A 24,586-nucleotide genomic window follows, 5' to 3' on the forward strand; every position below is an offset into this window, starting at 1 on the left:
GGCTGCTCCATCCCGCGTCCGTGGAAGCGCACTATACGCCGAGTGGCTTTTGATGCAACCCTATTTTGCAATAAAGTCATGAAAATAGCGCCTTCTGCTCACTTTATCAACGCTCTGCTCTATTGTTACACTATGGCGAGGGAACTTTTCCGTCAGCACGTTTAAATCTGTGGAGGGCTTTGCTATCTTCGGCCAGGAATTCCGCATAAAGGTAAGAGAACAATGAAAGGACGTTGGGCGAAGTATGCAGTAACCGGGGCGCTAATCGCCCTGCTGGCGGGATGTTCTTCAAAACCTACCGACCGTGGGCAGCAGTATAAGGATGGCAAACTGGATGAGCCTCTGGGGCTGGTCAACCAGCCCAATGCGAAAGGCCGGCCGGTGAACGGGAGAGATTTTGCCGATCAGGTGACGGAAATCAAATACGCTTCGCCCGCCATGTTCTCACGTAATACCAGTACCTTTAATGCCATACAGGGCTGGCTGATGGCGGGTGGCGATACGCGCCAGCTGCGTCAGTTTGGACTCGATGCTTACCAGATGGAAGGCATGGATAATTATGGCAACGTGCAGTTTACCGGTTACTACACGCCGGTTATTCAGGCGCGTTACACCCGTCAGGGCGAATTCCAGTATCCGCTATATCGCATGCCCCCGCGCAGTCGGGGTAAAAAACTGCCCTCACGGGCCGAGATATACAGCGGTGCGCTGAGCGATCGCTACGTTATCGGTTACAGCAACTCCCTGATGGATAACTTCATTATGGACGTGCAGGGAAGCGGCTACGTAAATTATGGCGACGGACGCCCGCTAACCTTCTTCGGCTACGGTGGTAAAAACGGCCACGCCTACCGCAGCATCGGTAAAGTGCTTATCGACAGGGGAGAGGTAAAGCGGGAGGATATGTCGATGCAGGCTATCCGCAAGTGGGGCGAGGAACACAGCCCGGCCGAAGTGCGGGAACTGCTGGAGCAGAATGCCTCATTCGTTTTCTTCAAGCCGGAGAACTTTACGCCGGTTCGCGGCGCCAGTGCGGTACCGCTGGTGGCGAAAGCCTCGGTCGCATCCGATCGCTCGCTTATCCCGCCGGGCACTGCTCTGCTGGCGGAGGTTCCGCTACTGGACAATAAAGGGAAGTTTACCGGGAAGTATGAGATGCGCATGATGGTGTCGCTGGACGTGGGCGGCGCGATAAAAGGCCAGCATTTCGACATTTATCAGGGTATTGGCGATGAAGCCGGGCACATGGCCGGATGGTTTAACCACTATGGTCGCGTCTGGGTGCTGAAAGCCGCCCCGGGTGCGGGTACGCCGGTGTTTTCAATGGCGCAAAATAGCCGCGGGTCGTCACCCTTTAGCCAGTAACGCTTATCACGGGCTGGATCACCAGCCCGTCTGTGAATTCTGAGGTAGAGCATGTCTTCTCTTTCTGACGCCTGGCGGCAACGCTTTGGCGGAACCGCCCGTTTGTACGGCGAGTCAGCGCTACAGCTGTTTGCCGATGCCCATATTTGCGTGGTGGGTATTGGCGGCGTCGGATCCTGGGCGGCCGAAGCGCTGGCGCGCACCGGTATCGGCGCGATCACACTGATTGATATGGACGACGTCTGCGTCACCAACACTAACCGTCAGATCCATGCTCTGAAAGAGACGGTTGGTCAGGCCAAAACCGAGGTGATGGCAGCCCGCCTGCGAGCGATTAATCCGGAATGCAACGTAACCTGCGTGGATGATTTCATTACGCCGGAAAATACCGCAGAGCTGATGGGCGCAGGGTTTTCCTGGGTTATTGACGCTATTGACAGCGTGCGGCCAAAAGCGGCGCTGCTGGCATGGTGCCGTCGCAATAAGATACCGTTGGTTACCACCGGTGGGGCGGGCGGGCAGATCGATCCGACGCAGATTCAGGTTGCCGACCTGGCGAAAACGATTCAGGATCCGCTGGCGGCAAAGCTACGTGAGCGGCTGAAGCAGGACTTCAATATCGTCAGAAACAGTAAAGGGAAGCTGGGAATCGACTGCGTTTTTTCCACCGAAGCGCTGATGTATCCTCAGGCGGACGGATCGGTTTGTGCGTCACGCAGCACGGCGGAAGGGCCAAAGCGGATGGACTGCGCATCGGGTTTTGGCGCGGCGACGATGGTTACCGCCACCTTTGGCTTCGTTGCGGTTTCACACGTTCTTAAAAAGATGATGGCGAAAGCCGCACGCGCCTGATGGAATGGCTTACAGGGCGTGCTGGCGGGTCAGTCAGCCTCTCCAGGCTTATATAAGCTAATGTGCTGCCGCGTTAACCTCGCGGCACCGACGCAGCGGTAGCGCCCTGCTGATGCTGTTCGGCTGCTCTTAATACCGCCCCGGCCAGCGCGTCCAGCCCGGCACTGCGCGACGCACTCAGCTGACTGCGCAGCCCCAGTGCGTCAAACAGCGCCAGCGGATCCTTTTCAAGCAGCGACCGAGGGTGCTGGCCCTCCACGGCGCTCAGTAGCACCGCCAGCAGCCCCCGAACAATGCGCCCTTCGCTGTCGCCATAAAAATGCAGACGGCCATCAGGCAGAGGCTGGCAACCCAGCCAGACGCGGTTTTCACAGCCGCTCAGCTCAATTTCCGCCGTCCTGAGTGATTCTGGCAGCGCAGGCAGCTGTTTGCCGAGCAGAATCAGCTGGCGGTAACGATCCTCCCACTGATTCAGTGCAGAAAAAGTCTGCTCCAGACCAGCGGGGGTGATCTGTTCGCCAAAGGGATGCGGTGCGAGTAAAGAAATGGTCATCGTTTAATCTGCCAGAAGTTCCAGTGCGGTGGTGAGGCCAGTGACCAGCCTGTCGACGTCATCTGGCGTGTTATAGGGGGCGAACGATGCCCGAAGCGTACCGCTCACGCCCAATGCGCGCAGCAGCGGTTGGGCACAGTGCTGGCCCGCGCGCACGGCGATACCCATCTCTGCCAGCAGCGTGACGACGTCGCTGTGATGGATACCCTTGATATCGAACGCGAGCAGGCTTGACCGGCTGGCGCGAAAGCTGCGAAAGCCGGGCAGAGTTGAGAGTCGCTCTTCGGCCAGATCGGCCAGTCCACAGCTCCAGCGCTCTGCGGCGGCGAGATCAACGTCCTCCAGCCACGTTAGCGCCGCGCTCAGCCCGATCACGCCCGCCACGTTTGGCGTACCCGCCTCAAAGCGCCACGGAACGGGCTGTGGCGTAAAGCCGTCGAAGTCTACCGTACTCAGCATCTTTCCGCCGCCCTGCCAGGGCTGCATCTCTTCCAGCAGCGACGTTTTGCCGTAGAGTACCCCCGTCCCCATGGGACCATAGAGCTTATGTGCGGAAAATGCATAGAAATCAATATTAAGTGCGGCGACGTCCGCTGGCGCATGTACCACCCCCTGCGCGCCGTCTATCATCATTTTTGCTCCTGCCCGATGCGCAATCGCAATCGCCTGGGCCAGATCGGGACAGCCTCCGGTCACGTTGGACATTTGTCCCAACGCCAGCACTTTGCACCTGGGCGTTATCAGCGCGGGAAGGCGGGTAACATCAGGCAAAAAGTCATCGCCCAGCGGCCATCGGACCACCTTTGCCCCGGTCTGCGAGGCCAGCATTAGCCAGGGAACGAGGTTAGCGTGGTGCTCCGCCTCACTGACAATGATCTCATCGCCTGGGCGCAGTCTGGGGCGGAAATAGCCCTGCGCCACCAGATTAATGGATTCAGTCGTGCCCTTTGTCCAGACAATATCCGTCGCCTGCGGGGCGTTAAGCAGGCGGGCAACCTGACTTCTGGCATTTTCGTAGCGCCCGGTCAGTTCACGCGCCGCCGTATACTGGCTGCGATGTACCGTACCGGCATTCAGACTGTAAAACTGCCGTGTCGCCTCGATCACCGCCTGAGGCTTAAGCGCGGTCGCCGCGCTGTCCAGATAGGTGCCTGCCTCGCTGAGGGCCGGAAACTGCTGGCGGAACCGGGCAGGGGTAAATGATGTCATATTCTCCTCGGCGTTGATGACGGAATGACCAGGACCAGACTGAATTTAATGCGTTTTTCTGGCAATGTCGGAAAAGCGCGTTATGCTGATTCATGCAAGGTTTAAACTATTATCCGCAATAAGAGCCTTTCGGGCAGGCAATTTATTTTTTTTGCTCACCGAACGTGTTCTTCGGGTGGTTTATCGCATTTCTATCTGCAAGGAGATATAAAGATGAAAAAATTCGCTGCTATTATGGCCGCCTGCGCCATGACTTTTGCACTGGCTGCCTGTTCCAGTAACTATGTAATGCACACTAACGATGGTCGTACTATCGTCGCCTCTGGCAAACCTGTTGTCGACACGGATACCGGTATGATCAGCTACAAAGATGCCAATGGCAACAAGCAGCAGATTAACCGTTCAGATGTGAAAGAAATGGTTGAAATGGGGCAGTAAGCTTCAGTCAAAAAAAAGCACCGCAATTTGCGGTGCTACTAATCACTATGGACAGACAGGGTAAATCTACAGAAATAATAAGGTAGTCGGGCTACCCGATCTGAAAAGAGTCAGATCAAATGCAAACACAACATCACGACCACAAGCCAAAAGCCCCTCAAAACTCTGCGTAAACGCCTAAATTTCAATGTGCTTTTCGTTCCGGCTCAGGAAGTGCGGCAACTATAGGTATTTGCTGGTGCATCCTCAACGGACAAATTATAATGGCTCGGATAAAAAAAACTAATACGTAAATCTCCGTCAGGAGCGCTGCGTAATCCTTACGCAATCATCAATCCGGTAACCATGTCGAAACGTCTTCCCCCATTAAATGCGCTGCGTGTTTTTGATGCCGCCGCACGTCATCTCAGCTTCACCAAAGCGGCTGAAGAGCTGTTCGTCACCCAGGCTGCCGTCAGCCACCAAATCAAGTCGCTGGAGGATTTCCTTGGCCTTAAGCTGTTCCGACGCCGCAATCGATCGCTACTGCTGACGGAAGAAGGGCAGAGCTACTATCTCGATATCAAAGAGATATTCAGCGCCATTAATGACGCCACCCGCAAGCTCCAGGCCCGAAGTGCGAAAGGGGCGCTTACCGTCAGCCTGCTGCCGAGCTTTGCTATTCAGTGGCTGGTGCCACGCCTTTCCAGCTTTAACTCAGCTTATCCGGGAATTGACGTGCGCATCCAGGCGGTTGACCGTGAGGAAGAGAAGCTGGCCGACGATGTTGACGTGGCGATTTTTTACGGTCGAGGCAACTGGCCGGGGCTGCGTGTGGAAAAGCTGTATGCGGAATATCTGCTGCCGGTCTGCGCTCCCCAGCTCCTCACCGGTGAACATCCGGTAAAAACGCCCGAGGACCTTGCGTACCATACGCTGCTGCACGATGCCTCCCGCCGGGACTGGCAGGCCTATACCCGCCAGCTGGGGGTGGCGCATATCAACGTACAGCAGGGCCCTATTTTCAGCCACAGCGCCATGGTGCTCCAGGCGGCAATTCATGGCCAGGGGGTTGCGCTGGCCAATAATGTGATGGCGCAGACAGAAATGGAAGCGGGCCGACTGGTCTGTCCATTTAACGACGTTTTAGTCAGTAAAAATGCTTTTTATCTGGTTTGCCATGACAGCCAGGCAGAACTGGGTAAAATAGCCGCCTTTCGTCAGTGGATCCTGGCAAAAGCGGCCAGCGAGCAGGAAAACTTCCGCTTCCGCTACGAGAATTGATAGCTGATTTCGCTTCGCGTGGCTAAGGCGGCGCGATCACCAACCGAGGATTGACCGAATGTCGAGTCGTGCCATGCTGATTTTTACAGCCATCAGCGGATTCATTTACGTGATGCTGGGTGCTTTTGGCGCACATGTATTGAGCAAGTCGCTGGGAGCAGCGGAAATGGTCTGGCTGAAAACCGGGCTGGAATATCAGGGGTTCCACACCCTTGCCATTCTGGGAATGGCGGCAGCGATGCAGCGCCGTGCCAATATCTGGTTTTACTGGAGCAGCGCATTTCTTGCGTTAGGGACGGTGCTATTCAGCGGGAGTCTTTACTGCCTGGCGCTCTCGCATCTTCGTCTGTGGGTCTATGTTACGCCAGTCGGGGGCACCTGCTTCCTGGCTGGCTGGATATTAATGTTAGTTGGCGCACTGCGTCTTAAAGTAAGGGCAGAACGCCATGAATAAAATTTTACTCTATTGCCGTCAGGGTTTTGAGAAAGAGTGTGCAGCGGAAATCAGCGCTAAAGCGGCGGAACATCAGGCGTTCGGCTTTGCGCGAGTGAAGGAAGACTCAGGCTATGTATTGTATGAGTGCTACCAGGATGACGATGCCGAAAAGCTGATCAAAACCCTGCCTTTCAGCCAGCTCATTTTCTGCCGTCAGATGGTGGTGGTAGGCGAATTGCTTCGCGATCTGCCGCCGGAAGATCGTGTCTCTCCGGTCACCGGGATGTTAACCGGGGTGGTTGAGAAAGCGGGAGAGCTGCGGGTCGAGGTGCCGGACACCAATGAGAGTAAAGAGCTGCTAAAGTTCTGTCGTAAATTTACCGTTCCGCTGCGTGCCAGCCTGCGTGCTGCCGGCGTGTTGTTGAATTATGAAAGTGCCAAACGGCCCGTGGTACACGTGTTTTTCATTGCCCCTGGCTGCTGTTATGTTGGCTACTCCCTGCCGGAGAACAATTCCACATTTTTTATGGGCATCCCGCGCCTGAAGTTTCCCTCCGATGCGCCAAGCCGCTCTACGCTGAAGCTGGAAGAGGCTTTTCACGTTTTCATTCCCGCCGATGAGTGGGAAGAGCGTCTGGGCAGTGGTCTTTACGCCGTCGATTTGGGTGCCTGTCCGGGAGGGTGGACCTATCAGCTGGTGAAACGCAGTATGATGGTACACGCGGTGGATAATGGCCCGATGGCGCCCTCGCTGATGGACACCGGGCAGGTTTTTCACCACCGTGAAGATGGTTTCAGATACCGTCCTGCGCGTACCAATATTTACTGGCTGGTGTGCGATATGGTGGAAAAACCGGTTCGCGTGGCTAACCTGATGGCCGACTGGCTGGTGAACGGCTGGTGCCGGGAGGCTATTTTCAATCTTAAGCTGCCGATGAAAAAGCGCTATGAAGAGGTGTCGCAGAATCTGGCAATGATTGATGAAAAGCTGAAGGCTGGCGGTGTTAATGCGCAGATTCAGGCACGTCAGCTTTATCACGATCGTGAAGAGGTGACGGTACATATTCGCCGTATCTGGAGCGCTACGCCGGGCCGCCGCGACGAAAGATAGTTCCTGAGGGCCCCGACGCCGGCGTTCAGACTTTTACAGCTGTCGTCGGGAGGGGGGCGCTAAGCCCTGCGGGGACCGTTGTCACGCGGACCCGCCGCAGGCACATCCATGTGAACTCGACTCGCGCATCCCTGCGCTCGACGGTCCGCTCAGTCAACGGTCCCCGCCTGGCCTAAGGCTACGTTGTCGCTGCTAAAAACCTCTTCACATCCAGCCCCGGTTTACAAAAATTTCGGCAGATAAGGTTGTCGCGATCGGATCAGGTTTTGATCTTAGCCACTGTCAGAGAACCCGCAGCCCACTCCTTAGCCAGAAGGCGGTGTTGCAGAGCAGGTAAGCCGGGTCTCTGCCGCAGGGATGCGGCAGTGAAGCCTCCAGGGAGGGATTTACGGCGTCCCGGCGTTCTGATCCGCAACATAGCCCTGTCACCGGAGCAGGTTTCGACCTGCCTGCAAACAACATAGCCCTGTCACCGCAGGTGTTGACCTTAAATCCAGCAATGCAGTCGCTCCTTAGCGGTTTATAACCTTCAGGCCGGTAACCTCAGCTCCTTCAGGTTTCCCTCAAGCACCAAATCAGTCTTCAACGTCGCGACCTCGCGGCAGATATGGGCTAGCTCCTGATGCTGTTCAAGCTTCCTGCGCCACTTCTCCGGCACAGCCTCCAGATTTTGGTAAATGGCCTCCAGCGAGCCAAACGTCTGTAAAAGCTGGGTTGCACTCTTCGCGCCAATCCCTGCCACGCCGGGGATTTTGCTGCTGGCAATGCCTGCTAACCCCCAGTAATCAGTGAGCTGGGCAGGTGTCACCCCGAAGCTGGCTTCAATAAAAGGCATATCCAGCCAGCGCTTCTGAAAATAGTCACGGATGAGAATTTGCGGTGCAAGGAGCTGGCAGTAACCTTTATCAGTCGAAACAATAGTTGCCTGATGACCACTTTCAGCCACTCTGGCTGCCAGTGTGGCAGCCAGATCGTCAGCCTCTTCGCCCACAGCCTGCCAGCAGGCAACGCCGGCCTGCTGAAAAGCCTCGCGCAGTAAAGGCATCTCCTGCTGCAAGGTATCAGGCATTGGAGGACGACCCGCTTTATAATCCGGTAACAGCTGGAAGCGCCAGCCTTCATGACGCTCATCATCGTCAAAAACCGCGACGGCATGAGTAGGCCGACTGTGCACGATAAGCTGCTGTAACGCATGAACGCAGGCTTCCTGACAGGGTGAACCCTGAACCGCATGGATGCGGCGGATAAGATTGAGGGCATCAACAATCAACAAATGAATAGTCATAATTTCGCACGTAGGGGAGCAGCACACTCGCCGCTCCGGTTGCGGTTATTTGATGATTTCATAACAGGGGATGTAAGCGGTGCCTGGCAGCTTCATACGGTGCTGAGCAACAAATCCCTGTAGTAAATCGTCCATGCGGCGCATCAATTCCGGATCGCCATGTAGCTTATAAGGCCCGTTCTCTTTAATTGCCTTAATGCCCATATCCTTCACATTGCCCGCGACGATACCGGAAAACGCCCGCCTGAGTGCGGCGGCAAGCTGTTCGGCTGGCTGATTAGGATAGAGGATGAGGTTAGCCATGTTTTCATGGGTGGGCATAAAGGGCACCTGCAGATCCGGCTCAATTCGAATAGCCCAGTTGAAGCTATATGCGTCTCCGGTTTCGCGACGATGCTCTTTCACTTTTGGCATCGCCTGTTTCATCAACCGTGCGACTTCTGGCGCATTATCAATGATGATGGTGTAGTGCCTGCGGGCCGCATGGCCCAGCGTGCTGACGATAAACTCATCCATGACGCGGAAATAGTCGGCGCTCTCCTTCGGACCCGTCAGGATCAGCGGCAGCACCTGGTCATGATTATGAGGATTCATAAGAATACCCAGCAGATACAGCAGCTCTTCCGCCGTCCCCACGCCGCCCGGGAAAATCACAATGCCGTGTGCAATACGGACAAACGCTTCAAGGCGCTTCTCGATATCCGGCATGATGATCAGCTCATTGACCAGCGGGTTTGGCGGCTCAGCGGCAATGATTGAAGGCTCAGTCAGGCCAATAAATCGGCCTTCTTTATAGCGCTGCTGTGCGTGACCCACGGCTGCTCCCTTCATTGGCGCTTCCATAACGCCGGGACCGCAGCCGGTACAGATATTCAGCTCGCGTAGCCCCAGCTGGGCACCCACGGTACGACAGTACTGATACTCTACGGCGTTAATCGAGTGTCCACCCCAGCAGACGACGGTATTGGGTTCTTCACCAATATGCAGCGCCCGTGCATTGCGTAAGATAGAGAACACCATGTTGGTGATATGAACGGGATCGTCATTGTGCTGATGCTGGAAGCGTCCTGCCTTGTCGATTTGCCCGTTAACAAACAGAATATCGCGCAGTACGGCAAAGAGGTTGGCCTGCAGTGAGCGAATGATCCGCCCGTCGACAAAGGCCTCTTCCGGCGGGTTAATCAGCTCCAACTTCACGCCGCGTTCGCGACGAAGCACGTTGATATCAAAGCTTTCAAAGCGGGCAAGCAACTCATGGCTGCTATCGGTCTGACTACCGGAGTTAAGCACGGCAAGCGAACAGTTACGAAACAGCTGGTATAGGTCACTGCTGGCCGTCTGCTTCAGCATGTCAACTTCCAGCTGAGACAGCAGGTCCATAGAACCCAGTGGACTGATATGTGTGATCAAATTAACTCCTTTGCACCCCTCCGGGTGGCGTCACTCTCCGAACAAAATTTTTACACTCCTGCGCACAGGATGAAACGTCGGAAAGTTAAAATATCCTGGGCGGGGACAATGCGAACGCCCAGGTTCAGATTAGCCTTGTCTGTCCGGAATTAACAATAGGGTAAAATAGACAACTGCGGCGTGCTGCGCAAAAACAACACCGGCTACTGACGTACCAGACGCGAACGACCTGGCTTATAAGCAGCATTGCTGCGCCATGGGTTGATGTCCAGGCCGCCACGACGCGTATAGCGCGCATAAACGCTCAGGCTTTCAGGCTGGCAAAAGCGGTGAATATCATTAAAAATGCGTTCAACGCACTGCTCGTGAAATTCATTATGCTGGCGAAAGGATACCAGGTAACGCAGTAGCGCTTCGCGCTGGATGCGTGGGCCGCGGTAGCTAATCTGTACTGAACCCCAGTCAGGCTGATTAGTAATCAGACAGTTTGACTTCAGCAGATGGCTGACCAGCTGCTCCTCCACAATTTCCGGCTGCGTGGCATTAAGCAGGTAATCCGTGCTAAACGCGTAGTTGTCGATCTCGATATCCTGCTCATCAATGCAGTATCCGCTAAAGCTGCCAATCGGCTGGCCTTCGACCTCATGCAGGCGGAACAACGCGGCGCTGACCTCTCCTCCGGCACAGGCACTGAGATCGCGCTCAAGCGTAGCGCGAACCTCGCCCCAGTCGGCGAAGCGGGTTTGATTAAAACTGTTGAGGTAAAGCTTAAAGCTCTTAGATTCAATAAGATGGGTGCTGTCAGCATTCAATACCACTTCACCCAGGGCGACCTGCGGCAAACCACGGGCGTTAAGCCATGACAGTTCATAGAGCGTCCAGATATCCGCGCCGTGAAAGGGCAGATTGTCCGGGTAGAGTCCCAGCGGCTCACGGTTCAGGCTACGGGGCACACCCTGGAGCAAACCAGGATCGTATTTATCGTGGTATTCTGTGGGCTTCCCCAGAGTCAGGCTATTTAGTGTCTGGTGCGGATCCTGTAAAGACATAGATTTCCTTTAATGACCTGCCTGCGCAGGAAGTGTGAAATTAATATGTTCGTTGCGATCAGGGCCAGAAACCGTGGGATGACTGGCAGCCAAATCCCGGTTTGGCATTAGCCTTATTGTAACTCAGGCAGCAGAGAGTGAAAAAAGAATGATTGAAGAAACGGCCCGGGCACTGACCCACTTCACCCAGCGCTATTGCGAACTCTGGCAGCAGGAGTACGATCACTTCCCCGCCAGCAGTGAGCTGTACGGCATTCCTTCCCCCTGTATACAGAGCAACGCTGGGGATAGGGTCTACTGGTTACCGCAGCCTTTCACTCTGGCCGCTAATCTTGAGGCCGTCGAGCGCGCGCTGGAATTACGCATTCAACCCTCAGTGGTTGGCTGGTATACCTCACAGTTTGCGGGCGATATGCACGCCGTGCTGGCAGGCCAACCTGTTACGCTACTGCAAACCTGGAGCGAGGAAGATTTCGTCCGTATTCAGGAGAATTTAATCGGACACCTGGTGATGAAAAGACGGCTGAAGCACTCTCCCACGCTGTTTATCGCTACGCTGGAATCTGAGCTTGAGGTCATCTCGGTGTGTAACTTAAGCGGTGAGGTTATCCTTGAAAAATTGGGAACCCTTCAACGGACTGTGTTAGCGTCCGACCTCACTGATTTCATTGGCCGCCTTACCCCGCAGGGTAAAGTGTAAGAAAATTGCCGAATGAGTTTGTAGGAGATCTCTTACGCTACCTGTAAGAGATCGCTTTAAAATCCTCAGGCTATTATTAAGTCTCAAAGTCAAATTCTTTTATATTCAGCAGGTTGTTTTAAGTTTTGAGAAATCTTGAGTTATAAGAAACCCTAAGGTCTATTGTTTACTGACTAAATTAGGTCAAAATGTGTCGCATCGGAAAGGATGCTGTGACTTACGGATTGAGTCAGGACACATCGGGACGATGATTCATGGAAAGGCCTCAGGATGAGGCGAGGATGTCTCAGGAAGAGATTAATGGACACCTCCAGGATGGAGAATGAGAGCAGCCAGTATGGGTTGCGCGCCAGGATGCCAGGGACTTCACCAGCGATGGTGAAATTGTAAGGAATACGCAGGACAAAGTTATCAGGGACGAGCAGGGAGCATTTACGTAGCGGGATAGCTGCAAACGAACCGGGAGCACTGTTTTTACAGTGCTCCCTTTTTTTATGCATACTTTTCACTGACCCCGTAAGTGAATGTTATGCTTGCGGCTCTGACATTGACCGGATACAGGAGACCGCAAATGAGCCGGGAACAGCAGGTTCAGAATTGCCTGATAGCGATAACAGAGGTCTTACAGGATGCAGGACTCTGGCAATCCTGCGCCCCAACGACAGCCGCTTTTGAGAGCCAGGAACCTTTCTGCGTGGATACAATGACGCCAGAGCAGTGGCTGCAGTGGGTATTTTTACCCCGAATGCAGGCGCTACTTGATGCACAGAGCCCACTGCCGGAGAAGCTGGCCATTGCACCCTACTATGAAGTTGCGCTGGAGGGTGCCATTCCGGCGCGCGCGAAACTGCTGCATGCGCTGAACGAGCTGGACAGTCACTTTGAGCATAACGCCTGATGCTGGAAATTATTTATCAGGATGAATGGCTGGTCGCGGTAAACAAACCTGCTGGCTGGCTGGTACACCGCAGCTGGCTGGACCGCCATGAAAAAGTGTTTGTTATGCAGACGGTCCGCGACCAGATTGGTCAGCACGTTTTCACCGTGCATCGCCTTGACCGTCCTACCTCTGGCGTCCTGCTAATGGGATTATCCAGCGAGGTGGGACGCCAGCTCTCTCAGCAGTTTGAACAGCACCAGCTGCAAAAAACTTACCATGCCGTGGTCAGAGGGTGGCTGGAAGGGGAAGAGACGCTGGATTATGCGCTGACCGAGGAGCTGGATAAGATAGCCGACAAATTCAGCCAGCCCGAAAAGGCCCCGCAGCCTGCCACAACGCACTGGCGTTCCGTGGCAACGGCTGAGCTACCGGTAGCGGTTAGTCGCTATGACACCTCCCGCTATACGCTGATGGAGCTGAAGCCGAAAACTGGCCGTAAACATCAGCTCAGGCGGCATATGACCCATCTTCGGCATCCGATTATTGGTGACAGCGCGCACGGTGATTTGCGACAAAACCGCAGCGCGGCAGCTAATTTTGGCATGCAGCGGCTGATGCTGCATGCCACCGAACTCAGCCTGACGCACCCGATAACCGGTGAGCCGCTGGTGCTGCGTGCCGGTCTGGACCCTGTCTGGCAGCGGATGATGGCGCAGTTCGGCTGGCAGGACTGTCTCCCTGGTATTCCCAGGGTTGAGTTTCGCGCCGACACCCCTCAGGATAGCAGGTGATAACAGGTGCCGGTAAAGGAGAAATAAGATGGCTCAGGTTGGCATATTTGTAGGCACGATGTACGGGAACGCGCTGCTGGTTGCAGAGGAAGCAGAACCTGTGCTGGTGGATCAGGGGCATCAGGTCAAGATCTTTGAAGATCCTGACCTGGATGACTGGCAGCGCTTTGCCGGGACGGGCGTGGCGCTGATTATTACCTCAACAACGGGGCAGGGCGAGCTGCCGGACAGCATTGCGCCTCTTTATCGTGATATTAAAGATAAACTCGGCCACCAGCCCGGCCTGCGCTACGGCGTGATCGTACTGGGTGACAGCAGCTACGATGTTTTTTGCGGTGGCGGTAAGCACTTTGATGCGCTGTTGCAGGAGCAGGGAGCCAACCGCATCGGCGACGTGCTGCTGGTTGATGCTGCCGAAACCCCGGAACCGGAAGAGGTGACAACGCCGTGGGTTGAGCAGTGGGCGAAGCTGATTAGTTAGCCTGATCTGGACGCCAGGCAAAGCAGATTAATCAGACAGGATTAGCGCCCGGGATAAGCAGATTAAATAGCCCGGGTGGGTCCATGAGCTTACCCAGGGCCGATGCGCCCCTGTTAGACTGCTGACAGGGGCGGCAGATTATCAGGTTACCGGCGCCGGATTAAACACCGCCAGCGCATTATGAATTCCCCAGCGATCGGACCAGCTCTGTTTGCGTCCGCTGGCAATGTCAAGAATCAGTTCAAACAGCCGCCAGCCAACCTGTTCAATACTCTCTTCCCCGGTCGCGATGGTTCCCGCATTAATATCCATTAAATCGTGCCAGCGTTCCGCCAGCGCGCTTCTGGTCGCCATCTTGATAACCGGAATGGCTGCCAGGCCGTAAGGCGTGCCGCGACCGGTGGTGAACACCTGTAGCGTTATGCCCGACGCCATCTGCTGCGTGCCGCATATAAAATCGCTTGCCGGGGTAGCGGCATAAATCAGTCCGCGGCGGGTTGGGCGCTGACCGGGCGAAAGCACTTCAACAATGGCGCTGCTTCCCGATTTAGCAATCGAACCCAGCGCTTTTTCCACCACGTTCGCCAGGCCGCCTTTTTTGTTGCCGGGTGAGGGATTGGCGCTGCGATCGGTTTGTCCGCTATTCAGATAATCATCATACCAGGCCATCTCCTCAAGCAGTCGCCTGCCCGTCTGCGGGTCAATGACGCGTGGGGTCAGTAAATGTATTGCGTCACGCACTTCCGTAACCTCGGAAAACATCACCGTCGCGCCGCAGCGTACCAGTAAATCAGAGGCAAACCCTACGGCAGGGTTTGCCGTCACGCCGGAAAAAGCATCGCTGCCGCCGCACTGCATGCCGACCACCAGTTCCGAGGCGGGTACAGTTTCCCGGCGGCGCTGATTCAGTCGCTGAAGATGACGTTTTGCGACGCGTAAAATATCATTCACCATCGACTCAAATCCTACGTGCTGCTCATCCTGGAGGCGGACGATATCATCCTCATCCAGTGAAATCGGCTGCACATCGGGCGTGCCCTGTAGCAGCCTTTCAGGCTGGAGTTTTTCACACCCCAGTCCGACGACCATAACCTCACCGCCGAAATTGGGGTTAAGGGCAAGGTTGTGCAACGTGCGAATGGGAATAATTGCCGCGGGCGCGTTGATGGCCACGCCGCAGCCGTAGAGATGATTCAGGGCCACCACGCCATCGACGTTTGGAAAGTCCGGCAGCAGCTGACGCTCAATAATGCTTACCACATAATCGACTACGCCCGCCACGCAGTGGACGCTGGTGGTGATCGCCAGCAGATTACGCGTACCCACGCTTCCGTCACTGTTGCGATACCCTTCAAAGGTATAACCCTCAAGGGCGGGAAGAGCTGGCGGGATCGCCGTGGCAAGGGGCAGGCTGGCCAGATTGGGCGCAGTTGGCAGCCCTACCAGCGACTCATCAATCCAGCAGCCTTGTGCAATATCACGCAGGGCGTAACCAATCACTTCGCCATAGCGCAGGATATCATCGCCCTTGGCTATATTATTCAACGCGACTTTATGCCCCTGGGGAATATGTTCTTTTAAAACCAGTCCACAAGGAAATACGCTGCCTGCCGTCAGACCATTATTATTAACCACAATGGCAACGTTATCTTTTTCATGCACCTTTATATAGAGAGGCGCCTCTTTATTGATAATATTCATTGCTCGGTAAACCCTGACTGGAATGGTAACGGGAAACGGCCTTCTCGCACGGAGAAAGCGTTTATTGTTTTGATCATGAAGCTATTCTGCTGATAAACAGTATATAAGGTCTGACAGGCAAAAACATTGTGCAACTGACTATAAAATGAGGCAAGGCAAGACCTCTTTTCAGTCAAATCTACAAGGGCAATCGAGAGGGCTCACAAAGCAGCGCGCGTTCAGCCAGTCTGTGACCGACTCCGCAAAACCTTAAGGAAGCGTGAGCCATAACGCAGGGGCATGTGCAATTGCCATAAAAGCCGTGATTATAAAGTCCTTTTCCAGGGCTTTTTACCGATGTATTAATCAGCCCCCATTCATATAATTTTCAAACATCAGAACGATGAATTATTTGTGCGTAGCGTAATGACTATTCTGCAAAATAATCGCTGTGTTTAACACTATACCATTCTGATACCCAACGCGATGTGTATGCCGTACAGAGTGAACGTGCCTGGTTGCTATATTTTGGGAGTCAATAATGAATTCAGTTAGCAGTGCCGCGAGCGCCGTACAAAAAAGAACAAACGCCCGCTACTGGATAGTAGTGATGCTATTTATCGTTACCTCTTTCAACTACGGCGATCGATCGACAATTGCCATTGCCGGTTCCGCCATGTCAAAGGATATTGGCCTTGATCCCGTTGGGCTAGGCTACATCTTCTCGGCCTTTTCATGGGCCTATGTGATAGGCCAAATCCCCGGGGGCTGGTTGCTGGACCGCTACGGCTCAAAGCGGGTCTACTTCTGGAGCATATTTCTCTGGTCGCTTTTCACCTTCCTGCAGGGATTTGTCGACCTGTTTAGCGGTTTTACCATTATCGCCGTGCTGTTTGCGCTGCGATTTATGGTCGGGCTGGCTGAAGCGCCGTCATTCCCCGGCAACAGCCGCATTGTTGCCGCCTGGTTCCCCGCTCAGGAGCGTGGCACCGCCGTTGCCCTGTTCAATTCAGCGCAGTATTTTGCCACGGTCATTTTCGCGCCAATTATGGGCTGGCTGACCTCAGCCGTTGGCTGGGCGCACGTCTTCTGGTTTATGGGCGGGCTCGGGATCGTTATCAGCTTTATCTGGCAGAAGGTTATTCACGATCCTAACGATCATCCCGGCGTCAATAAAGCTGAGCTGGAATATATGGAGCAGGGCGGGGCGCTGATCAATATGGATCAACGCAGTGCCGTAGCCCGCAGGATCGGCTGGGGCGAGCGAATCCATCAGATTAAACAGCTGGTCAGCTCGCGGATGATGCTGGGTATTTACCTTGGACAATACTGCATCAACGCCCTGACCTACTTCTTCATTACCTGGTTCCCGGTCTATCTGGTGCAGGCGCGGGGGATGTCGATTCTTAAAGCCGGGATGGTGGCGGCTATCCCCGCCATCTGCGGTTTTTTAGGCGGCGTGCTGGGCGGCATTATTTCAGACTGGCTGATGCGTAAAACCGGGTCGCTGAATATCGCCCGTAAGACGCCGATAGTGCTAGGTATGCTGCTCTCGGTGTCGATGGTGGTCTGTAATTACGTTGATACCGAATGGGTGGTGGTCTTCTTTATGTCGCTGGCGTTCTTTGGGAAGGGGATAGGCGCGCTGGGCTGGGCAGTTATGGCCGATACGGCGCCAAAAGAGATCAGCGGACTCAGCGGCGGCCTGTTCAACATGTTTGGCAACGCCTCGGGCATCATCACGCCTGTTGCTATTGGTTACATCATTGCGACCACCGGCTCCTACAACGGCGCACTGGTGTATGTGGGCATCCACGCCTTTGTGGCCGTACTGAGCTATCTGGTGCTGGTCACTGACATTAAACGTATTGAACTGAACTCTCTCTAAGGACAGGTTATGAATACGCAAAGCAGTCCGGTTATAACCGATATGAAAGTGATCCCGGTGGCGGGCTATGACAGCATGCTGCTGAACATTGGCGGCGCACACGATCCCTTCTTCACCCGCAATATCGTGGTGCTCACCGATAGTGCAGGAAATACGGGCGTGGGTGAAGCACCCGGCGGTGAAACTATTTATCAAACGCTGATGGATGCCATTCCCCAGGTGCAGGGAAAGGCGATCGCGAGGATGAACCGGCTGGTGCAGAACGTCCATAAGGGCAGCCAGTCTGATGATTTTGATACCTTTGGCAAGGGAGCCTGGACCTTTGAGCTCAGGGTCAATGCCGTTGCCGCGCTGGAGGCGGCGCTGCTCGACCTGCTCGGTCAGTGGCTGGGGGTGCCGGTGGCGGAGCTCCTTGGGCCGGGCAAGCAGCGCGATGAAGTCAGGGTGCTGGGCTACCTGTTTTACGTCGGCGACCGCGAAAAAACTGACCTCCCTTATCTTAAAGGCGAAACGCGCGGCCATGACTGGTATCACCTGCGGCATCAGCAGGCGATGGACAGCGCAGCGATTGTGCGGCTGGGCGAAGCTGCTCAGGACAGGTATGGCTTCAGGGATTTTAAACTAAAGGGGGGCGTACTGCCCGGCGAGCAGGAGATTGAGGCGGTCAGGGCGATGAAGAAGCGCTTTCCTGATGCGCGAATAACCGTCGACCCCAACGGCGCCTGGTCTCTGAATGAAGCAATCGCCTTGTGCAAAGATATGCACGGCATTCTGACCTATGCCGAAGACCCCTGCGGTGCGGAGCAGGGCTATTCCGGACGTGAAGTGATGGCCGAATTCCGCCGCGCAACCGGTCTGCCAGTTGCCACCAATATGATAGCCACCAACTGGCGAGAGATGAACCATGCGGTGATGCTCAACGCCGTCGATATCCCGCTGGCGGATCCGCATTTCTGGACGCTGAGCGGCGCGGTGCGCGTCGCGCAGCTCTGCGACGACTGGGGCCTGACCTGGGGCTGCCATTCTAACAACCACTTTGATATTTCTCTGGCAATGTTCACCCACGTCGGGGCGGCCGCGCCGGGCAAGCCGACGGCCATTGATACCCACTGGATCTGGCAGGAGGGCGAGCAGCGGCTGACCAAAGCGCCCCTGCAAATCCGTAACGGCAGCATAACCGTACCCGATGCGCCAGGGCTGGGTATTGAGCTGGACTGGGCGAGGGTAGAGCAGGCCCATGCCCTGCATCAAACCCTGTCCGGCGGCGCACGTAACGACGCCCGGGCGATGCAGTATCTGCACCCCGGCTGGACCTTTGACCGTAAACGCCCCTGCCTTGTGCGCTAACTTTTCAGGAGTCACTGATGAGCTATATAAGCAATCCAAATGGTTTTCGCCAGCGTCTGCTGGCGGGAGAAACGCTAATTGGCAGCTGGTGTGCGCTGGCCAGCCCTATCCCGACCGAAGTGCTGGGGCTGGCCGGGTTCGACTGGCTGGTGCTTGACGGCGAGCATGCGCCAAACGATATCACCACTTTTATACCGCAATTGATGGCGCTAAAAGGCAGCGTTAGCGCGCCAGTTGTTCGCCCGCCGGGCAACGAGCCGGTCATTATTAAGCGGCTGCTGGATATTGGTTTTTCCAACTTTCTGATCCCCTTTGTTGAAACGCAGGAGGAAGCCGTGCGAGCGGTGGCCTCAACGCGCTATCCGCCCCAGGGGATCCGCGGCGTTTCCGTTTCGCATCGCAGCAATATGTACGGCACCGTGCCGGAGTACAACAGCACGGTTAATGACAACATTACCGTGCTGGTGCAGATCGAAACGCAGCAGGGGGTGGATAACATTGATGCGATTGCAGCCGTTGAGGGCGTGGATGGCATTTTTGTCGGGCCAGGCGACCTTTCGGCCGCGCTGGGTTACCTCGGCCAGCCTGCACACCCGGAGGTGCTTGAGGTGATTAAGTATATTTTCGAGCGGGCGAAGGCGGCGGGTAAGCCGAGCGGCATACTGGCCCCGGTTGAGGCCGATGCGCGCCGTTACCTCTCCTGGGGAGCGGGTTTTGTCGCGGTTGGCAGTGATGTGGGTGTATTCCGTAGCGCCACGCAGGCCCTGTGCGATCGCTTTAAACAATAATTCCCCTACAGGAGAAGCAAGATGAAAATTGGCTTTATTGGTCTGGGTATCATGGGTAAACCCATGAGTAAAAATTTGCTGAAAGCAGGCTATTCGCTGGTGGTTCGCGATCATAATACCGAGAGCGAAGCCGAACTGGCTCGCGCGGGGGCCGTGGTGGCGAACAGTGCGAAGGCGGTGGCGGAGCAGTGCGAGGTGATTATTACCATGCTGCCTAACTCCCCGCACGTCAGGGAAGTGCTGCTGGGGGAAGAGAGCATTATCCAGGGCGCCAGGCCCGGCACCGTTGTCATTGATATGAGCTCCATCGCCCCGCTGGCCAGCCGGGAATTTCATCAGGCGCTGGCGAAGAAAGAGATCGCACTGCTGGATGCGCCGGTAAGCGGCGGCGAGCCGAAAGCCATTGAAGGGACGCTGTCGGTTATGGTAGGCGGTGACAAGGCGCTGTTTGATAAGTGCTACGAGATCATGAAAGCGATGGCAGGTTCGGTGGTACACACTGGCGATATCGGCGCGGGTAACGTTACCAAGCTTGCCAATCAGGTGATTGTCGCCCTGAACATTGCAGCCATGTCAGAAGCGCTGGCGCTGGCGACTAAAGCCGGGGTCGAGCCTCAGCAGGTTTTTCAGGCGATTCGCGGCGGGCTGGCGGGCAGTACGGTTCTGGACGCGAAAGTGCCTATGGTGCTGGCGCGCGACTTTAAGCCCGGCTTCCGCATTAACCTGCATATCAAAGATTTAGCTAATGCGCTTGATACCTCTCATGAAGTAGGCGCACAGCTGCCGCTGACGGCGGCAGTGATGGAAATGATGCAGATGCTGCGCGCCGACGGACTGGGGGATGCCGACCATAGCGCGCTGGCTTGCTATTATGAGAAGTTGACCAACGTTGAAATCACGCATTAGCACCCTCTCCCGGCCTGCGCAGGCAGGCCGGGATCTGACTCGCTGGCTAAGGCCGGTTCACAGCGCCCGGATAACGTATGAAAATAGTAATCGCACCGGATTCATATAAAGAGAGTTTGTCTGCCCAGCAGGTCGCCGTGCAGATTGAGCTGGGGTTTCGTGAAATTTTTCCTGCTGCGGAGTATGTCAGATTGCCGGTCGCAGATGGCGGCGAGGGGACGGTTGAGGCGATGGTCGCCGCGACGAACGGTACCTTTGTCACGCTCAGCGTGACCGGGCCGCTGGGCGAGCCCGTCGAGGCATTTTACGGGTTATCTGGCGATGGCAGCCGCGCCTTTATCGAAATGGCGGCGGCAAGCGGACTGGAAAAGGTGCCTGTTAACCGTCGCGATCCGCTGATCACCACCTCATGGGGAACGGGGGAGCTGATCCGTAATGCTCTGGATCGGGGCGTTGAGCATTTCATTATTGGCATCGGCGGCAGCGCAACCAATGATGGCGGCGCGGGGATGTTACAGGCGCTCGGTGCGCAGCTGCTGGACAGTCGGGGAAAACAGATCGGCTTTGGCGGCGGTCAGCTGGCGCAGCTGGCCGATATTGATCTGAGCGAGTTCGATCCTCGTATTAAACAGTGCCGTTTTGAGGTGGCGTGCGACGTGACGAACCCCCTGCTGGGCAAGGAGGGGGCCTCCGCTGTATTTGGCCCGCAAAAGGGCGCCACCCCAGCGCTGGTCAGCCAGCTTGACGCCGCACTGGCTCACTATGCCGACGTGATCCTGCGTGAGCTGGACACCGACGTGCTGCAACTGCCGGGCGGTGGCGCAGCGGGTGGAATGGGCGTGGCGCTGCATGCCTTTTGCCATGCGGAGCTGCGCCGGGGCATTGAAATTGTTACCGAAGCGCTGGGCCTGGATGAACTGGTCAGGGACGCGACGCTGGTCATAACCGGTGAGGGGCGGATTGACAGCCAGACCATTCACGGCAAAGTGCCGATTGGCGTTGCGCAGGTCGCTAAACGCTACAGCAAACCGGTGATCGGTATTGCGGGGAGCCTGACCGATGACGTGGCGGTGGTGCATCAGCATGGGCTGGATGCCGTATTCAGTGTGATCTACAGCATCTGTACTCTTGAGGACGCGCTGGAGAATGCGGCGGAAAACGTGCGTATGACGGCAAGAAACATTGCCGCCTCGCTGGCCATCGGTCAGCAGATGCCGCCCCCTGAGGCCAGCGCCAGGCCAATACCCTGAGATCAGCCTTTAGCAGATACCCTGGCTCTGAGGGAGCCAGGCGGCGGGCGGGCCGTAAGCCAGACCCTTACCGATCCAATCGCTCCCTGGCAAGGCGGGCCACATTTTCTATCTCATCAAGCAGCTCAAACAGTTCAGGTTCAGTTCCCTCAATGTGAGGATTGTTACGCAGACTGCGATCCAGCTGCTGACAGAGCTGCTTCATGCGCGGCACGCCGCTGTAGCTGGCGCTCCCGTGCAGCTTATGAATAATATCGCGCAGCCCCGTCACGTTCTCCTCAGCCATATAGCGTTCCACGAGCGCCCGCACCTCCGGCAGAAAATCGACCAGCATTTGTAACAGCTCTCTCGCCAGATCGGGCTTATTGGCGGCCTGACGGAGCGCCAGCTGCCAGTCCAGCGAAACGGAGACGTCCGGGATTTTGACTAAGACCGCAGGCATAGCCACCGAATAGCTTGCCAGCAGCTGGCTGAGGCGCTCCTCATCAATGGGTTTAGCGAGGTAGTCATTCATGCCCGCCTTAATAAACTGTTCTTTCTCACCGTCCAGGGTATGTGCCGTGACGGCCACAATCGGGGTGGAATAGTGGTGAGGGAGCTGGCGGATAATCTCACTGGCGCGGATGCCATCAATTTCGGGCATCTGAATATCCATTAAAATAATATCCAGTTCGCGCTCCTTTGCCATACGAATGGCATTCTTACCGCTGTCGCACAAAACAATATGCTCAACCTGTTCTTCCAGCAGGGCCCCAATCAGCTTCAGATTGGCAGGATTATCATCTACCGCCATCACCGTAAGCGGCAATCGCTGCCGCGGTACCGGGAAGGGAACCACGCGGGAATGATGGTCGATCAGGACCGGAAGCAGGCGAGTCAGGGACACGGGCTTAATCAGACAGGCGCTGACGCCACGGGCCTTAAGTTCTTCTGCATAAACCTGCATCTGGCAGGGAAGCGCCATAATCACATTGTCGGCCCGCTGGAGTGCCGGAAGCAGGCCCCCGGACTCAATCTCAGCCTCGTGGGTAACGGGGAGCCCTAACAGCAGCGCGTCATAATGGCTCTCTGCCAGGTCGTTGAGCGTGGGGCTGTAGCTAACGGTCATCTGCGTCGCCTCCAGCATCGTCAGGGTGGCCTGTGCGGCGGCCTCATTGGCTTCCACATAGGCCAGCCTTTTGCCCTGCAGGCACTCCATGGCGCGCGGATCGCTTGCGGCATTAGGATTCAGCGCCAGATCAACATTGAACCAGAAGGTCGACCCCTGGTTTAGCCGGCTGTGGAACGAAATTTCACCGCCCATTTCATTCACCAGCCGTTGGGTGATCACCAACCCCAGCCCGGTGCCGCCGTGGCGGCGTGAAATACTGGCATCCGCCTGACGAAAAGCCTGAAACAGCTGAGACTGCTGCTTTTCAGAAATGCCGATGCCGGTATCATGGATCTGCACCTCAAGATCGACCCGGTTATTGCTGAGCGAGCGTTTTTCCACGCGAATATCAATATTGCCGCGCTCGGTGAACTTGATGGCATTACCCAGCAGGTTGACCAGTATTTGCTGCAGGCGTAACGGGTCGCCAATGGCATTATCCGGTACATCATGCTGAATACTCAGGGTGAGCTCCAGCCCCTTCTCATGCGCCGACTGAGCCAGCAGCACCACCACCTCGTCCAGGGTAACGCGCAGCGGAAAGGGGATGGTTTCCAGTATCAGCTTTCCGGCTTCCAGCTTGGAAAAATCAAGTACGTCATTGATGATGCTCAGCAGATTATTGGCCGAGCGCTCGATGGTATGAAGATAGTCACGCTGGGTCACGTTAAGCGACGTTTTCAGCGTTTGTCGAGTGAAGCCAATCACGCCATTCAGCGGCGTGCGCAGCTCATGGGACATATTGGCAAGGAACTCGGATTTGATCCTGGCCGCCTCCTGGGCGCGCTTCTTCGCCAGATCCAGCTCGACGTTCTGGATCTCCATCTGCTCCAGCGTTTCACGCAGATCGGAAGTCGCCTGATCGATATTTTGCTGCATCTCCTCATGGTAGGCGGTCAGGGACATCGCCATGGAGTTAATCCCGTTCTTCAGCATATCAAGCTCACCCAGCATAAAACCGGAGACGCGGCTGTCCAGCTGGCCGCGACGGATGCGGTCAACGGTGCTGACCATATCGCGGATGGGTCCGGTGACATTACGCATCAGGCGGTAGGCAAACAGCATGGCAAGACAGAGGCAAAACAGCAGCATCAGCGTGGAGATAAACACCTCTTTGTACTGCTGAAGCCTGACGGACTGAAGATCAAGTTCGATGGCAACGTAGCCCAGCGGGTTGCCGGTAGGCTTGGCATCGTCGCCGGGCGACTCGTCTGGGAAGTAGCTTTCTGAAACAATCGGCGTGCGCAGGATGACCACGCTGCCTTCGCGTTCGTAGGTCAGGGTGGCCGGGAGCTTTTCTCCGTCCGGTACGCGCAGCCGGGACGGGCTGATATGAAAGTTAGAGGTGACGAACAGCTGGTTTTGCGCATCAAAGACGGTAATCGCGCGAACAATTTCCGAATGACGACGGTGCAGCAGGCTGACCAGCTGGCGCACCGATTCACGGCTATGGAAGGTCATACCATACTCGCTGGCAACTGCCAGTGGCTCAATAATATTGGCGCCGGCATCCACCAGCTGGCGATGAAGTTCGTTATAGCGATGCACCACGAAGAAGGTGCTTAGCATCAGCCCAATCATCAGGGTAGGGGCCAGAATCAAGATCATCATGCGTGCCCGCAGGCTATATTTGGTCATAATCTTCCTGAAGCGCGTAATAAACCAGCTCACGCGTTACGCGGGTCGAATAAATCCGATCGCTGGTGTAGGCTACGCACGTTTTTTCGCTCACTACTTTCGGAATGAAACTGAAT

General features: G+C 55.7%; 22 protein-coding genes. 15 read left to right on the plus strand and 7 right to left on the minus strand.

Annotation, left to right across the window (positions count from 1 at the left end):
- Positions 1 to 222 precede the first annotated feature (222 nt).
- Both mltA and tcdA read left to right on the plus strand, forming a co-directional pair.
- Complete coding sequence (gene mltA, locus ACLRGG_RS18895; RefSeq protein ID WP_416251208.1) at positions 223 to 1,365, plus strand: murein transglycosylase A; 1,143 nt, start codon at positions 223 to 225, stop codon at positions 1,363 to 1,365.
- 51 nt (positions 1,366 to 1,416) lie between these two features.
- Complete coding sequence (gene tcdA, locus ACLRGG_RS18900; protein WP_416251209.1) at positions 1,417 to 2,217, plus strand: tRNA cyclic N6-threonylcarbamoyladenosine(37) synthase TcdA; 801 nt, start codon at positions 1,417 to 1,419, stop codon at positions 2,215 to 2,217.
- 73 nt (positions 2,218 to 2,290) lie between these two features.
- Here the strand turns inward: tcdA and csdE are convergent, their stop codons facing one another.
- Both csdE and csdA read right to left on the minus strand, forming a co-directional pair.
- The gene (csdE, locus tag ACLRGG_RS18905; protein WP_416251210.1) at positions 2,291 to 2,770 is read right to left on the minus strand and encodes a cysteine desulfurase sulfur acceptor subunit CsdE; all 480 of its coding nucleotides are present in this window, start codon (positions 2,768 to 2,770) and stop codon (positions 2,291 to 2,293) included.
- A 3-nt stretch (positions 2,771 to 2,773) separates the two neighbouring features.
- Positions 2,774 to 3,979 (minus strand): cysteine desulfurase CsdA, encoded by a 1,206-nt coding sequence (csdA, locus tag ACLRGG_RS18910; protein ID WP_416251211.1) that lies wholly within the window; start codon positions 3,977 to 3,979, stop codon positions 2,774 to 2,776.
- Positions 3,980 to 4,192: 213 nt separating this feature from the next.
- Here csdA and ACLRGG_RS18915 point away from each other — a divergent pair, with 213 nt between their 5' ends.
- The 4 genes from ACLRGG_RS18915 (at position 4,193) to rlmM (ending at position 7,227) form a co-directional block, all read left to right on the plus strand.
- Complete coding sequence (locus ACLRGG_RS18915) at positions 4,193 to 4,417, plus strand: YgdI/YgdR family lipoprotein (protein ID WP_067707502.1); 225 nt, start codon at positions 4,193 to 4,195, stop codon at positions 4,415 to 4,417.
- Positions 4,418 to 4,762: 345 nt separating this feature from the next.
- Positions 4,763 to 5,680 carry a transcriptional regulator GcvA gene (locus tag ACLRGG_RS18920; protein WP_067707507.1) on the plus strand — a complete coding sequence of 306 codons (918 nt, stop codon included), beginning with the start codon at positions 4,763 to 4,765 and terminating at the stop codon, positions 5,678 to 5,680.
- Positions 5,681 to 5,738: 58 nt separating this feature from the next.
- Positions 5,739 to 6,134: a DUF423 domain-containing protein gene (locus ACLRGG_RS18925; RefSeq protein WP_416251212.1), complete on the plus strand. Its 396-nt coding sequence runs from the start codon at positions 5,739 to 5,741 to the stop codon at positions 6,132 to 6,134.
- The gene (rlmM, locus tag ACLRGG_RS18930; RefSeq protein ID WP_416251213.1) at positions 6,127 to 7,227 is read left to right on the plus strand and encodes a 23S rRNA (cytidine(2498)-2'-O)-methyltransferase RlmM; all 1,101 of its coding nucleotides are present in this window, start codon (positions 6,127 to 6,129) and stop codon (positions 7,225 to 7,227) included. The genes ACLRGG_RS18925 and rlmM overlap by 8 nt, the downstream gene beginning before the upstream one ends.
- Positions 7,228 to 7,756: 529 nt before the next feature.
- Here the strand turns inward: rlmM and xni are convergent.
- The 3 genes from xni to queF form a co-directional block, all read right to left on the minus strand.
- Positions 7,757 to 8,512: a flap endonuclease Xni gene (xni, locus tag ACLRGG_RS18935; protein WP_416251214.1), complete on the minus strand. Its 756-nt coding sequence runs from the start codon at positions 8,510 to 8,512 to the stop codon at positions 7,757 to 7,759.
- 45 nt (positions 8,513 to 8,557) lie between these two features.
- Positions 8,558 to 9,922, minus strand: a complete 1,365-nt coding sequence (gene ppnN, locus ACLRGG_RS18940; protein WP_416251215.1) for a nucleotide 5'-monophosphate nucleosidase PpnN — start codon at positions 9,920 to 9,922, stop codon at positions 8,558 to 8,560.
- A gap of 203 nt (positions 9,923 to 10,125) precedes the next feature.
- Positions 10,126 to 10,971, minus strand: a complete 846-nt coding sequence (queF, locus tag ACLRGG_RS18945; protein ID WP_416251216.1) for an NADPH-dependent 7-cyano-7-deazaguanine reductase QueF — start codon at positions 10,969 to 10,971, stop codon at positions 10,126 to 10,128.
- A gap of 148 nt (positions 10,972 to 11,119) precedes the next feature.
- Between queF and syd the strand changes: the two genes are divergently transcribed.
- The 4 genes from syd (at position 11,120) to ACLRGG_RS18965 (ending at position 13,823) form a co-directional block, all read left to right on the plus strand.
- Positions 11,120 to 11,671, plus strand: coding sequence for a SecY-interacting protein (syd, locus tag ACLRGG_RS18950; RefSeq protein WP_416251217.1), 552 nt, complete (start codon positions 11,120 to 11,122; stop codon positions 11,669 to 11,671).
- 571 nt (positions 11,672 to 12,242) lie between these two features.
- Complete coding sequence (locus ACLRGG_RS18955) at positions 12,243 to 12,569, plus strand: YqcC family protein (protein WP_416251218.1); 327 nt, start codon at positions 12,243 to 12,245, stop codon at positions 12,567 to 12,569.
- Entirely contained in the window at positions 12,569 to 13,342 is a 774-nt protein-coding gene (gene truC, locus ACLRGG_RS18960) for a tRNA pseudouridine(65) synthase TruC (protein WP_416251219.1), read from the plus strand. The genes ACLRGG_RS18955 and truC overlap by 1 nt, the downstream gene beginning before the upstream one ends.
- A gap of 28 nt (positions 13,343 to 13,370) precedes the next feature.
- Positions 13,371 to 13,823, plus strand: coding sequence for a flavodoxin (locus ACLRGG_RS18965; protein WP_416251220.1), 453 nt, complete (start codon positions 13,371 to 13,373; stop codon positions 13,821 to 13,823).
- Positions 13,824 to 13,964: 141 nt separating this feature from the next.
- Here the strand turns inward: ACLRGG_RS18965 and garD are convergent, their stop codons facing one another.
- Entirely contained in the window at positions 13,965 to 15,524 is a 1,560-nt protein-coding gene (gene garD / locus ACLRGG_RS18970; RefSeq protein ID WP_416251221.1) for a galactarate dehydratase, read from the minus strand.
- 520 nt (positions 15,525 to 16,044) lie between these two features.
- Between garD and ACLRGG_RS18975 the strand changes: the two genes are divergently transcribed.
- The 5 genes from ACLRGG_RS18975 to ACLRGG_RS18995 all read left to right on the plus strand — a co-directional run bounded on the left by ACLRGG_RS18975 (position 16,045) and on the right by ACLRGG_RS18995 (position 21,682).
- Entirely contained in the window at positions 16,045 to 17,391 is a 1,347-nt protein-coding gene (locus ACLRGG_RS18975; RefSeq protein WP_416251222.1) for an MFS transporter, read from the plus strand.
- A gap of 9 nt (positions 17,392 to 17,400) precedes the next feature.
- Entirely contained in the window at positions 17,401 to 18,738 is a 1,338-nt protein-coding gene (locus ACLRGG_RS18980; RefSeq protein ID WP_416251223.1) for an enolase C-terminal domain-like protein, read from the plus strand.
- Positions 18,739 to 18,755: 17 nt separating this feature from the next.
- Entirely contained in the window at positions 18,756 to 19,526 is a 771-nt protein-coding gene (gene garL, locus ACLRGG_RS18985) for a 2-dehydro-3-deoxyglucarate aldolase (protein WP_416251224.1), read from the plus strand.
- Between the two features lie 21 nt (positions 19,527 to 19,547).
- Positions 19,548 to 20,432 (plus strand): 2-hydroxy-3-oxopropionate reductase, encoded by an 885-nt coding sequence (garR, locus tag ACLRGG_RS18990; protein ID WP_416251225.1) that lies wholly within the window; start codon positions 19,548 to 19,550, stop codon positions 20,430 to 20,432.
- Positions 20,433 to 20,509: 77 nt separating this feature from the next.
- Positions 20,510 to 21,682, plus strand: a complete 1,173-nt coding sequence (locus ACLRGG_RS18995) for a glycerate kinase (RefSeq protein ID WP_416251226.1) — start codon at positions 20,510 to 20,512, stop codon at positions 21,680 to 21,682.
- Between the two features lie 67 nt (positions 21,683 to 21,749).
- Here the strand turns inward: ACLRGG_RS18995 and barA are convergent, their stop codons facing one another.
- Positions 21,750 to 24,470, minus strand: coding sequence for a two-component sensor histidine kinase BarA (barA, locus tag ACLRGG_RS19000; RefSeq protein ID WP_416251227.1), 2,721 nt, complete (start codon positions 24,468 to 24,470; stop codon positions 21,750 to 21,752).
- Positions 24,471 to 24,586: the final 116 nt, after the last annotated feature.

The organism is Erwinia sp. PPS120 (assembly GCF_047918655.1).
Lineage (GTDB): Bacteria > Pseudomonadota > Gammaproteobacteria > Enterobacterales > Enterobacteriaceae > Erwinia > Erwinia tasmaniensis_A.

What these genes read in the sequence shown, in the direction of transcription:
- garR (WP_416251225.1), top strand. Translation starts at nt 19,548, where the DNA reads ATGAAAATTGGCTTTATTGGTCTGGGTATCATGGGTAAACCCATGAGT.
- ACLRGG_RS18965 (WP_416251220.1), top strand. Translation starts at nt 13,371, where the DNA reads ATGGCTCAGGTTGGCATATTTGTAGGCACGATGTACGGGAACGCGCTG.
- garD (WP_416251221.1), bottom strand. Translation starts at nt 15,524, where the DNA reads ATGAATATTATCAATAAAGAGGCGCCTCTCTATATAAAGGTGCATGAA.
- ACLRGG_RS18920 (WP_067707507.1), top strand. Translation starts at nt 4,763, where the DNA reads ATGTCGAAACGTCTTCCCCCATTAAATGCGCTGCGTGTTTTTGATGCC.
- ACLRGG_RS18995 (WP_416251226.1), top strand. Translation starts at nt 20,510, where the DNA reads ATGAAAATAGTAATCGCACCGGATTCATATAAAGAGAGTTTGTCTGCC.
- ACLRGG_RS18975 (WP_416251222.1), top strand. Translation starts at nt 16,045, where the DNA reads ATGAATTCAGTTAGCAGTGCCGCGAGCGCCGTACAAAAAAGAACAAAC.
- ACLRGG_RS18955 (WP_416251218.1), top strand. Translation starts at nt 12,243, where the DNA reads ATGAGCCGGGAACAGCAGGTTCAGAATTGCCTGATAGCGATAACAGAG.
- queF (WP_416251216.1), bottom strand. Translation starts at nt 10,971, where the DNA reads ATGTCTTTACAGGATCCGCACCAGACACTAAATAGCCTGACTCTGGGG.
- ACLRGG_RS18915 (WP_067707502.1), top strand. Translation starts at nt 4,193, where the DNA reads ATGAAAAAATTCGCTGCTATTATGGCCGCCTGCGCCATGACTTTTGCA.
- truC (WP_416251219.1), top strand. Translation starts at nt 12,569, where the DNA reads ATGCTGGAAATTATTTATCAGGATGAATGGCTGGTCGCGGTAAACAAA.
- csdA (WP_416251211.1), bottom strand. Translation starts at nt 3,979, where the DNA reads ATGACATCATTTACCCCTGCCCGGTTCCGCCAGCAGTTTCCGGCCCTC.
- garL (WP_416251224.1), top strand. Translation starts at nt 18,756, where the DNA reads ATGAGCTATATAAGCAATCCAAATGGTTTTCGCCAGCGTCTGCTGGCG.
- mltA (WP_416251208.1), top strand. Translation starts at nt 223, where the DNA reads ATGAAAGGACGTTGGGCGAAGTATGCAGTAACCGGGGCGCTAATCGCC.
- syd (WP_416251217.1), top strand. Translation starts at nt 11,120, where the DNA reads ATGATTGAAGAAACGGCCCGGGCACTGACCCACTTCACCCAGCGCTAT.
- tcdA (WP_416251209.1), top strand. Translation starts at nt 1,417, where the DNA reads ATGTCTTCTCTTTCTGACGCCTGGCGGCAACGCTTTGGCGGAACCGCC.
- xni (WP_416251214.1), bottom strand. Translation starts at nt 8,512, where the DNA reads ATGACTATTCATTTGTTGATTGTTGATGCCCTCAATCTTATCCGCCGC.
- ACLRGG_RS18980 (WP_416251223.1), top strand. Translation starts at nt 17,401, where the DNA reads ATGAATACGCAAAGCAGTCCGGTTATAACCGATATGAAAGTGATCCCG.
- csdE (WP_416251210.1), bottom strand. Translation starts at nt 2,770, where the DNA reads ATGACCATTTCTTTACTCGCACCGCATCCCTTTGGCGAACAGATCACC.
- barA (WP_416251227.1), bottom strand. Translation starts at nt 24,470, where the DNA reads ATGACCAAATATAGCCTGCGGGCACGCATGATGATCTTGATTCTGGCC.
- rlmM (WP_416251213.1), top strand. Translation starts at nt 6,127, where the DNA reads ATGAATAAAATTTTACTCTATTGCCGTCAGGGTTTTGAGAAAGAGTGT.
- ACLRGG_RS18925 (WP_416251212.1), top strand. Translation starts at nt 5,739, where the DNA reads ATGTCGAGTCGTGCCATGCTGATTTTTACAGCCATCAGCGGATTCATT.